This is a genomic window from Bacillus sp. FSL E2-8887, assembly GCF_038007205.1.
In the GTDB taxonomy this organism is placed as follows: Bacteria; Bacillota; Bacilli; order Bacillales; family Bacillaceae_G; genus Bacillus_A; species Bacillus_A mycoides.
Genome location: NZ_JBBOWS010000005.1, coordinates 1 through 8225, shown reverse-complemented (window position 1 = coordinate 8225; position 8225 = coordinate 1). Strand labels below are relative to the sequence as shown.

Here is an 8225-nt window from a genome sequence, read left to right as displayed (position 1 = left end):
GTAGTAGTAAGAATGCTTTTATATCAACGTTTGTCGAGTCCTAGGGATAATGCATAAAGATAGTAGATATATAGATAGTTGGATTATGCAATGACATACACGAATATACATTGATTCCCTGCTAATATTCATGAATCTATTCAATCCTTTTTGGGCTTCCTTTCCACCCGCATATATAGATTCATCCATTAATGTAGGTGTCGCCAATTTTCTGCTATAACGACAAAAAGACAGTACAAAATTGTACCCACCATTTTTACATACTCTTTAGTATGCTTTTGGGAAAAACGTTTTTTCGTTTCTCCTTTTATGCTTATCTTATTAAGTTAAATAAATTTGGATTAACCTCTATAAGAAAGGGAAACCCCTTCTTACTTGTCATATGGACGGTACTTCGCTCGTAATTCTTCTAATTCTTCTTTTTTGGCTTCTATATCAGCTCTTAGAAAGATACTTATACTTCCTAACTTTTTAACTGGTGTTAACTTGCCAGCTTTGACCATAGCACTCACACGAGCGCGATTTACATCTAAAATTTCCATTGCTTCAGAAGTAACAAGGACTTCGTTTTTGATGAAATTCTCTACTTCTTCCCTAGAATTTAAATGATACTTCATTATTCTTCACCTCTCATACATAACTTAATTATAAACATGATAGTATATACAATCCCTGCAACTATACATATCCAATCCAACGTAGTCATTACACTAAAATCATTGGCTATTGCCCACAAAAATAAAATAACAAATACAGATAAATCAATTGGTTTAATTTTCTTCATCATTTTTCGGTGACGGATGTTATAATAGTAATGAGGGGAATCGGCGCTCAACCTTTCCCCTCATCGTGCTTATTTGCGTTTACGTTTGTTACGTTTACGCTTTTTGCTTTGTTGTAGTTTCTTAGTCGCTTTAGTGTGGATGTCTAAACCAACATTTATGATTCCGAACACTGAAGCGATTATTGCTACAACATCTTTAATTGTTTCCATCACCTTGCCTCACCTCCTTATAACCTTATTATACTATAGCTAAATACGATTGTCTATAGGTAATTTAAAATTTGTTTAAGAAAGTTGAAAGAAATAAAAAAAAGAGTCGCTGGACTCTATCACTATCTATCTATTACATATCCTCTCATTGTTCACACCTTCCTATCATCACCACACTATCTCTTATAGTTATTGAGTAGTCTTTGAGACAACACAACTATCATATATACACTCGTCCTCTATTCGTTATATAGAAGCAACCTATATAGAAGGTATCAACAATATTGCGTACACCAACTGTTATATATAGTATGGCTTCCCTTCTCTCTACTCATTGTCAATCAATCATTACACATACTCTTTATAAGAAAGCCTTCACTCTTTGTTCACTCATCATGTCATATCATTCATGTTGTAAGTAGTGTCAACCAATCCTTCTATACTATCAATACTCTTTAGTAGTCTGTTGAACAATACAACCATCAATGAAAGAAGGTATAGAACACAAACAACTACACACTCTCTATATACAAGCAACCTAGTACAACGCAAATACCTAAAGGAGTATATAACCACTTGTATAAGACACTATCCCTCTTAAGTACTCTTTAGTACCCTTTGCAAGAAAAACTCTGTTCTTGCTTAAGTCTTAGTACACCAAAAAGAGTTACATAAGTTATTTAGTATGCTTTTGGAACAAACCCTTGGTATAACAGCATTCTTAAACGTGTTTTTAGACAAGGAAAAGAGCAAAGAGAAAACCAAAGCCCTTTTTAAATACTCTTTAGTAGTCTTTTTAAGAAAAAGGAGTTAAAAAGCTATTAATTAAAGCCTTTTAAACATCTTTAAATAGCCGATGTAATAACCAAAAAAAGCTACTTGCAACCCGCAAATAGCTCATGTTAATATCTAATTGTGTGAAGCAAAGTTTAAGCGGTACTGATTATGTTCTCGTGGTGGAGAACGTACTAGCTATAATATTGTTTGAATTGAGTATAAAAGCAAGTCTTTGGAATAAGACACTTTAAGTCTTTTTCCCCAATGAGTTGAGATACAATACTTTCAAAGCGTGGTGGCTCTGAATCATTGTATACCAACTCTATTTTTTTACCCTCATTCTCTAAAACCGTCTTATAAATTGTACATTCTCTCTCGCTTTCCTTAGCGTGTGCCACGCCTTGTCTTGTGATTTCTACCACTTTACCCTCAACTAGCTTCTTAATTTGTTTACTAATTTTTTTCTTATCGCAATCTACATACTTTTGAATAGTGTTATAGCTGAAATAAAACTCTCCATTTGGCTTCATATAGCGTTTTCCATGCATTAGGAATGCAAAGCCCAGGCGTTTCAACTCTATTCGTCCTGGAAGCTGTAAGAGTCCTATAATCTCACTTTCGTAAATTGCTAGTTTCTTACGTCCACCAAAATAATAAGGTTTATCAAATACGTCATTAACATTTATGTTCGTTGTTTCTTCGAAAAACTTTCGGTCATATGTAGTAAACATATCAGGTGGCGTATTGCAAAGCATGTTATAAATAACCGTCTTCACTTCTTCTCTGTTAAACAAATACACATCTTTTAGGTATGTAGCTAGTGTAAAAGTAACGTTGTGACGCGTGTTTTTAAACTCTAAACTGTTTTTTTGCAAGATTCTCTCCATATACTTCGTTTTATCTTCAGTGTCGTATACATCAAGATTGACATTCGTTGAAACGTTATCTAGAAAGACTGCATTTTCTTTATCAAGCGTTAGTTTTTTACCACGTTCAATCATAAGCCCCTCATGTTCCGCTACACGTTTTAACAAGTCATTTAATACTATTTGTTTGAGAGGAAATAAAAACTCGTCTATCGAGCTATCAGACAGGTCTAAAGGTGATACAATACCAGCGTAGTTACCAGTTTTATAATGTGAGCAAAAAGGTAGTTTAACAGCTTGTCCTTTTGTTGGTCGTAACTCGATTACGTTCTTGTTTTCTCCTACCATTGCGATAACCTGCTTGTAAAACAGTTGTAAATCATCATACATAATGATGTTGTCTAGGTATAAAGTGACATGATACCCTTTCCCACCACTATTAAACACGAATATACGACTTCTATTAATTCCATATTCGCTTTCTAAGGCGTCTATCAGCCTCATAGTAACGTCTTTCGCTCTTTCCCTAGCATCTACATCAAATACAATAAACTTTGTACCAGTAGCGCCACCAAAAACGCCTAAATTATTCCCGCCACTAATATGATTAATGATGTCTTTGTCAGTTGGAGCGCTCCGTTTATGTGTCCAACCTTTTTTATTCGTGACAATCTTCTTTTTTACATAGTTTTCTTTTGGTAGATATAAGTCTTTTATAGACTCTAGTACCATATGTTGCTGGTATTCTTGCATTAAAAAAACCCCTTCTTCTAATTGTAAGTACAACGAAACAGAGGTATTGTGCATTCTTTATATAGTTGATATAATAACTATATAAAATTTATACAGAATGCCTCTATAAACTTTAGACAGAATTACCTATATAAAATTTATATAGAATTACCTCTTTTTAAAATTTATACAAAATGCTTCTGTATAAAACATGTTCGGAATCAAAAAGGAATCCGTTCTAATTGAATGCAATATGCCTGAGTGCGCTCATTTCCTTCTACCGACCAAAGTAAAGAGGAAATGGGCGTTTTTCGTTGTCATTTATTGCTAGTATACTACGAACATAGTCGAATAAACAGACTTAAAGAACGGGAACACCTGTGTTAAAATATACTACTCACTATCAATCTTCATCAAATCCTACTTCCCAATCTACACTATTTAAAGTACCTGTTAACTTCTGATAACGGTAAAACAGCTTTATCTCTTCATACATTCTATCAATTTTACTAAACCACATTTTAGTTTGTTCACCTAGCATCTCTACTAGTTTTATATCTTGCTTATATTTTTCAAACACTTCGTTGCAAAGCTCCTCTAAATCGCATAACCCACTCCATAGCGCATTAACTTTTATATCTACCATTAAACCGCCCATATGAGCCTTTTCTATAGCATCAGAATTGCCGTATTCGATTTGCATAGTGTTTAACTTAGCTAAATACCATAATGTAAACTTTTTAACCCGTTCATCATCACCAATTTCGCGAATAGCGTTATATATAGTATTCTCGGTTTCAAACACCTCTTCAGCTAGTGCTTCTACTTCCTCATTATAGTCATTTAAATCCTTAATATTAATTGTAATCATTTTATTTTCCACCTTTCATGTATGTAAAACTACTATTTAATTATATATTATGATTTTATTATATTTTTAATTCATTTATATTAGGATTAATAAATATAATGCCTATTTCAATTGATTTGTCACAACGCACATTAATTGAACACATTCTGAAAGACGGTCCATATCAACGTTATTTAATGTTGCGTATTCATCCTCATTTGGGTTTGCTTCCTCTAACATTTCATTCAATCCATCTACCAACCAAAAAAACTTACTTTCTAATAACTCTTTTTCTTCATTACTCATTTTGAATACCTCCTAGTTTTGGTTACGTAACCTTTTTCGTTTTAAAAAGTAAGGTTCTTACACCTTACTCCATAGAATCTTCTACAACCTTCTTTACCTTTTCTTTTGGTAAAGTCTTCATTAGAAGTTTTATGCTGTTTTGTGCTCGGTAGATACGCTTCGCATCCTCGAACGAGGCATCGTATTTTTCTTCTATCTTCTTATAGAAGTTTTTATACTTATTTTCCATCTGCGCACCTCCTTTACAAAACATATACTATCATAGTTACGTAACCATGTAAATAGGGTTACGTAACCTTTTACAAACTTTCTAGTATTTGTATATTAAAACTATGTTTCTTCTGTTATATGCAATTAAAAAAAGGCTCAAAAAAAGAGCCAGTTTATCATGCTGGCTCTTTGCGAACGTGGGGATAAAGCACCACGCTTAATAGTTATAAGTTGAGAAAACAGACTTATAAAAATAGGTTGTTTTTCTCTATTAAATTGTATTATCAGTATATCACCCGTATAGCAACCCTATTTAATACTTTGTATACAAAAAGGCTTTGCATGGTTTCACAAGGAAGCGCTTTTGCTCCAGGTGTCCAATACAAAACCTTTTTGCTTTATCGCGCATTACAATAAAGCGTCGACACTACAACATATTATAATTTGGATATTCAGTATAACATTTACTAATCGTTTATATTTAATACTTTATATATATAGAAAAAAGACATTAGTTTCCGCTAGTGTCCCGCTTCATGTACTATTAACAAAGTTTATCTGACAGTTTCGCGTTCCATTTCTTCAATAACTGTTTCTAGTTGGTCGATTTTGTTTTCTAATTTAAGTTTTGTTTCTTCCCTCACAATTACGTCACGTTCTTGAATCTTGATACGCTCCGTTTCTAACTGTATTTTCGTTAGGTTAATCATGTTTTGGTGTTCGCTGCTTGCACCTTGTAAGCTATATAATAAGGCGTTTAAATCATTTCTATCAATTTTACGCTCACAAAATAGCTTCATTAATGATTTACGAGTAGTTAGCGTGTCTTTTGGTGTGTCAATATTAATATCAACGTTTATCGGTTCTTTTTTTGTTGCCGTTTTCGGTTTAGTAGCCATTTTCTTTACCTCCTAATGCTCTTTTTATGTTTCTTACTTTATTTGAGGGTTTACCGTCTATCATATTTCCATCTTCATCTAAGTAAGTATTATGAATAGAGGTATCTTTTGCTTTTACACGGTTGTAAATGATGTGCAATTGGGCATAAGTCAGTTTGTTAGCCATAAATAAAGCACTGATATCAGACCAATCAAGGGCATAAATACCATACTTTTCTATGCCTAAATCTCGTTCTAAAGCTCTGATAGTTTCAATGTTAAAAATGTATTGAGCCGTTTCAGGTGTAGGCTCACCGTTAATGTAATGTAGTTGCATCTTTTGTCAATGCCTTTCTTACTACTGGACTTAATCCAGCTAAATTTTGTTCGTGTGCTTCTTTTATGTTCGCGTTTGGTCTTGTGTAGAGAATATCGTCTTTTACCCACTTTAAAAGCCCTTCAGTTGGGTCTGTATCTTCTTCTATTAATTGGTGTCTCATAATCATTTCATAGTGTTTTGGGTTCGCTTTACGCCAGTATCCTAATTCTTTTGGATGCATAGAACCATCATTTCGCGTATCACACTTACATCGTTCAAAATGGCATTCGCAAATATCGCAAAAAGGGTCAATGTCACAATTGATAACCACTATATTTTTAGCCTTTGTTTTCTCTAACTTCTCTGCTATGTCATGTTCACTACTCGCTAGAATCACTATACCATCAGGTGTTCGAACGGCTTGTATCTTGTTTAATCGTTTAGCAAGGCTTTTTACTGTCGCCAATGCCTTCACCTCTCATAACCGCTAATAAGAGAGCTTTACGGTTGTTTCCGTTTAGCCGCCCTTTTACTCGTGCTTTGCGGTTATTCTTCATATTTAGCATCGTATCTACAAATATTGTTTTAGCTTCATTCTTATTCATGCACTTCTCCTTTATGTAATAAGTCCAATACTGGACCTATTGACCGTCAAACTCCTGGTTGAAAGCATCTTTTACTAACTCTTCATTTGGTCGTGTGTCTACTACTGGGAATAGTTTCTCTTCTCCTGACACGTCGCCAGCTATTTTTGAACGTAGTAAAGCATCTTTGTAGTGTCCTGCTGCTTCTTCTCGTGTCATTAGTGAAAACTGAGAGTTAAAGGTGTCTCGTTCCGCTTTTAGGACATCATACGTTGATTTAATATTATTACGTTCTGCCGCTGAATACTCTTCTTGAGCCTGCTCCATATAAACACGGTTTGCGTCTGCAATTTGAAAGGCTCTTTCGTCTTCAAACACTGGAATATCCGCTTTGCTATCGACAAAATCAATCTCTTTACCGTCAATCTCATACATTGCCTTTACGTGTAATTCCGCTAGTAATTGTTTCTGTTCCGCTTCGAACTGAGATTTTCGTTCCATTAGTGCCTGGGCTTCTGCTTCAAAACCTGCTAAACCTTCATTAAATGTTTCTCTTTGATTAAAAAACTCTTGTTTTAGCAATCCTTTATAGTCTGGTCGATGTACGTCACCTTTGATATATCGTTTGCTTGCCATATTTATTCATCCTCCAATGTATAATTACCGTCTAGAAAGCCGTTTGGGGCTTCTCCTGTTGCTTTATACGTGTTTTTTAACTCTTCATATAGTTTTGTGCTCAAGCGAACGTCTTCGTTTGTATAACCGCCGTATCGTTTGTTTACAGTGTCTCGTGCTTCTTTATGATTTGCTGTCTTACCGCGTCCTAATACGATTCCTCTATCTTCAACACGCCAATTCACACCTTCACCAGTGATTGTTGTTATAAGTTGTTTGCTCATTTGTTTAGCTCCTTATCAAAGGCTACTGCTACCTGGTCTATACCTTTGTTAGTAACGCCAGTCGATTGTTCAGGCGTCTTCCCTGCCAGGCTCTTCTTAATAGCTTTAGTAGCTTCCGTTTGAATCAGTGCTTGTACAATAGCAATACGCTCATTCATGATACGAGTGTCTTTGCTTTGCACCATACTTGCCAGGCTTTCAGGTAGTCCAACATCATTTAAACGTGTTGTTGCTACTTCTAATAGCTTCTTACTCTCTTTGACAGTGTTAGCTTCTGCAAATGCATTATCTAGCTTTGCCGTTGCTTGTGAGCGTTCCAGTTGGATTCGTTCGGCTTCGTCACGATTCGCTAAAGCTTGGTTAACTGCTTCGTCAATATCCGATTTTGTAAAAGTTTCTTCTGTTTGTTGGTCTTTATCATGTTGTTGTTCGTTCTCTAACATATCCAGTTCGCTCCTAATCATATTCGATATAACGATGTATTAAATTGTCGCTACAATTAATATATAATTAGATTTATTGTTTCATTTAACACTCTGTATACATAAAACCCATTCCTCAAAATTGAGGACTCCTTCTAATGAGTTGCTGAGTGAAAAGATTGGTTCAAAATCCACGGAAAGACCACCCGAAAACACCGAAAAAGTACCGAAAAAAATCAAGTGTCCATTTTTCTCTCAGCACGCGCACCCCCAGTTGTAACCACTTTAGTTACAACTAAATAGAATAAAGCCCAGGTGAAGAACGTCCATGACTACATGTTTATGTGAAATAATGAGCATAAGGTAGACATAATACTTATTATAGGTA

14 protein-coding genes are annotated in these 8225 nt (G+C 34.8%); all 14 read right to left on the bottom strand.

Going from position 1 to position 8225, the window contains the following annotated elements:
• Window positions 1-371: 371 nt before the first annotated feature.
• Window positions 372-617 (bottom strand): DNA-binding protein, encoded by a 246-nt coding sequence (locus NSQ08_RS29795; RefSeq protein ID WP_340780648.1) that lies wholly within the window; start codon window positions 615-617, stop codon window positions 372-374.
• Entirely contained in the window at window positions 617-835 is a 219-nt protein-coding gene (locus tag NSQ08_RS29790; protein WP_098315723.1) for a hypothetical protein, read from the bottom strand. Before NSQ08_RS29790 ends, NSQ08_RS29795 begins: the two co-directional genes overlap by 1 nt.
• An 18-nt stretch (window positions 836-853) precedes the next feature.
• Window positions 854-994 carry a hypothetical protein gene (locus tag NSQ08_RS29785; RefSeq protein WP_176520358.1) on the bottom strand — a complete coding sequence of 47 codons (141 nt, stop codon included), beginning with the start codon at window positions 992-994 and terminating at the stop codon, window positions 854-856.
• A gap of 968 nt (window positions 995-1962) precedes the next feature.
• A complete protein-coding gene (locus NSQ08_RS29780; RefSeq protein ID WP_340780647.1) occupies window positions 1963-3390 on the bottom strand; it encodes a hypothetical protein in 1428 nt (475 codons plus the stop codon).
• 382 nt (window positions 3391-3772) lie between these two features.
• On the bottom strand, window positions 3773-4240 hold the full coding sequence (locus NSQ08_RS29775) for a hypothetical protein (RefSeq protein WP_340780645.1): 468 nt from the start codon (window positions 4238-4240) through the stop codon (window positions 3773-3775).
• Window positions 4241-4342: 102 nt separating this feature from the next.
• On the bottom strand, window positions 4343-4525 hold the full coding sequence (locus NSQ08_RS29770; protein ID WP_340780644.1) for a hypothetical protein: 183 nt from the start codon (window positions 4523-4525) through the stop codon (window positions 4343-4345).
• Between the two features lie 64 nt (window positions 4526-4589).
• Window positions 4590-4754 carry a hypothetical protein gene (locus NSQ08_RS29765; RefSeq protein WP_340780642.1) on the bottom strand — a complete coding sequence of 55 codons (165 nt, stop codon included), beginning with the start codon at window positions 4752-4754 and terminating at the stop codon, window positions 4590-4592.
• A gap of 535 nt (window positions 4755-5289) precedes the next feature.
• The gene (locus tag NSQ08_RS29760; protein ID WP_340780641.1) at window positions 5290-5634 is read right to left on the bottom strand and encodes a hypothetical protein; all 345 of its coding nucleotides are present in this window, start codon (window positions 5632-5634) and stop codon (window positions 5290-5292) included.
• Window positions 5624-5950 carry a hypothetical protein gene (locus NSQ08_RS29755; RefSeq protein ID WP_340780640.1) on the bottom strand — a complete coding sequence of 109 codons (327 nt, stop codon included), beginning with the start codon at window positions 5948-5950 and terminating at the stop codon, window positions 5624-5626. Before NSQ08_RS29755 ends, NSQ08_RS29760 begins: the two co-directional genes overlap by 11 nt.
• The gene (locus NSQ08_RS29750; RefSeq protein WP_340780639.1) at window positions 5931-6398 is read right to left on the bottom strand and encodes a hypothetical protein; all 468 of its coding nucleotides are present in this window, start codon (window positions 6396-6398) and stop codon (window positions 5931-5933) included. The genes NSQ08_RS29755 and NSQ08_RS29750 overlap by 20 nt, the downstream gene beginning before the upstream one ends.
• A complete protein-coding gene (locus tag NSQ08_RS29745) occupies window positions 6373-6537 on the bottom strand; it encodes a hypothetical protein (RefSeq protein ID WP_340780638.1) in 165 nt (54 codons plus the stop codon). Before NSQ08_RS29745 ends, NSQ08_RS29750 begins: the two co-directional genes overlap by 26 nt.
• 36 nt (window positions 6538-6573) lie before the next feature.
• A complete protein-coding gene (locus NSQ08_RS29740; protein WP_340780637.1) occupies window positions 6574-7152 on the bottom strand; it encodes a hypothetical protein in 579 nt (192 codons plus the stop codon).
• 2 nt (window positions 7153-7154) lie between these two features.
• The gene (locus NSQ08_RS29735) at window positions 7155-7415 is read right to left on the bottom strand and encodes a hypothetical protein (protein ID WP_340780636.1); all 261 of its coding nucleotides are present in this window, start codon (window positions 7413-7415) and stop codon (window positions 7155-7157) included.
• Window positions 7412-7858, bottom strand: a complete 447-nt coding sequence (locus NSQ08_RS29730) for a DUF4355 domain-containing protein (protein ID WP_340780635.1) — start codon at window positions 7856-7858, stop codon at window positions 7412-7414. Before NSQ08_RS29730 ends, NSQ08_RS29735 begins: the two co-directional genes overlap by 4 nt.
• Window positions 7859-8225 lie beyond the last annotated feature (367 nt).

Bases quoted from the DNA above. Each gene is read 5' to 3' on its own strand.
- NSQ08_RS29730 (WP_340780635.1), bottom strand. From the start codon at position 7,858: ATGTTAGAGAACGAACAACAACATGATAAAGACCAACAAACAGAAGAA.
- NSQ08_RS29745 (WP_340780638.1), bottom strand. From the start codon at position 6,537: ATGAATAAGAATGAAGCTAAAACAATATTTGTAGATACGATGCTAAAT.
- NSQ08_RS29795 (WP_340780648.1), bottom strand. From the start codon at position 617: ATGAAGTATCATTTAAATTCTAGGGAAGAAGTAGAGAATTTCATCAAA.
- NSQ08_RS29735 (WP_340780636.1), bottom strand. From the start codon at position 7,415: ATGAGCAAACAACTTATAACAACAATCACTGGTGAAGGTGTGAATTGG.
- NSQ08_RS29775 (WP_340780645.1), bottom strand. From the start codon at position 4,240: ATGATTACAATTAATATTAAGGATTTAAATGACTATAATGAGGAAGTA.
- NSQ08_RS29765 (WP_340780642.1), bottom strand. From the start codon at position 4,754: ATGGAAAATAAGTATAAAAACTTCTATAAGAAGATAGAAGAAAAATAC.
- NSQ08_RS29740 (WP_340780637.1), bottom strand. From the start codon at position 7,152: ATGGCAAGCAAACGATATATCAAAGGTGACGTACATCGACCAGACTAT.
- NSQ08_RS29785 (WP_176520358.1), bottom strand. From the start codon at position 994: ATGGAAACAATTAAAGATGTTGTAGCAATAATCGCTTCAGTGTTCGGA.
- NSQ08_RS29760 (WP_340780641.1), bottom strand. From the start codon at position 5,634: ATGGCTACTAAACCGAAAACGGCAACAAAAAAAGAACCGATAAACGTT.
- NSQ08_RS29780 (WP_340780647.1), bottom strand. From the start codon at position 3,390: ATGCAAGAATACCAGCAACATATGGTACTAGAGTCTATAAAAGACTTA.
- NSQ08_RS29755 (WP_340780640.1), bottom strand. From the start codon at position 5,950: ATGCAACTACATTACATTAACGGTGAGCCTACACCTGAAACGGCTCAA.
- NSQ08_RS29770 (WP_340780644.1), bottom strand. From the start codon at position 4,525: ATGAGTAATGAAGAAAAAGAGTTATTAGAAAGTAAGTTTTTTTGGTTG.